Source organism: Rhizobium sp. SRI_017 (assembly GCF_057586295.1).
In genome coordinates this window covers 1-1,213 of record NZ_JBYCZP010000065.1, presented here as the reverse complement: position 1 = coordinate 1,213, position 1,213 = coordinate 1, and the positions used below count along the sequence as shown (strand labels likewise).

Here is a 1,213-nt window from a genome sequence, read left to right as displayed (position 1 = left end):
TGTTAACGCCGAAGCTCCGTCTCAAGCCCGGAAAAGGTCTTGCCGCAGCCAGCCTGCTCGCCGTGTTTATCGGGCAAGTCGGCAGCTTTTATGTCCAGGCCCCCCTGCTACTTGGCGGCGCACGTTTCTTAACCGGTTTGGGTGAAGGCGCTGTTTTCAGCTTGGTTTCCATGAGCTTGGCCTCATGTCCCAACGCTGAACGATTGTGGGGTGCTATCAGCTTGATCGGCGGCATGGCCACGGGCTTGCTTTTGCTGGTGGTCTCTCTGCTCCCGCAACAACATGACAATATGCCAATCTTCCTGGTGCTCGCCGTTTTTACAGTGATATTAGTTCCGACGTTCCCTCTAATTTTCAGGCAACGGGTGAAGGCTGCGGACGGGGGCCAACTCTCGCTGCTTCCTCGCCGAAAAATGGCGACCGCAATGTCCGTTGTCTTTTTGATCTACATGGTCCAGGCAGCTCAATGGGCTGTCTGTGGCTTCGTCGGGGAGAGATCTGGTTTGAGTGCTACTGAGGTTGGTATTTACCTTGCGATTTCTTCGATCGGCGGCTTCCTCGGCGCTGCCGTTCCACTTGCGACAAGCAATAGAGCCAGGCGGCTGTCATTCATAATTACGGGCTTCCTAATCATGGCCGTCTCTATTTATTATCTTCTAACGGTGCCAACACCGCCGGTATTCGTGACTACTCAGATCTTTGTGAATATCGGCTTCTATATCGTGACACCATTCCTAAGCGGAATCATTACCGAAAACGACCCTGACGGCTCGCTGATGTCGCGTATCCTGGTGATAGCGATTCTGGGAGCGGCGGCGGGCACCGCCTTCGCCGGTCCGGTATTCGCGGATGCAGGAGCTTTTCCGTTCGCGTGGTTGTGCTTGCTCCTTCTGGGCGTCGCAGCCGTCGGCGCAAGTTTGGTTTTCGGCCATTTGCGTCCCAGGACGGCAAGCCAGTGACCGCGGATCACTCCCGGCGGGGTCTGATCAGCTGGAGAAATTCATCACCTGTGGAGACCTCTCGGAAATCCCAAGGAATGAGGGTCGACCCTGTCGAACACCGGCACTTTTATGGTTGAAGTGCCGGATTCGTACAAGCCAAAACTCGAGGAATATGACAACTTCCTGGGCCTTGTCGCAAAGTCTTCCTGTTAACGCGGCTTCGGTGATTTTGCGATGAAAATGCCCGCGCGCCGCCACATGTCATCGATGCT

1 protein-coding gene is annotated in these 1,213 nt (G+C 55.2%); it reads left to right on the top strand.

What is annotated here, in order from left to right; genetic code table 11:
- On the top strand, positions 1 to 959 hold a 959-nt coding region (locus AC2YI2_RS34995; protein ID WP_487391120.1), incomplete at its 5' end, for an MFS transporter.
- Between the last annotated feature and the right edge of the window lie 254 nt (positions 960 to 1,213).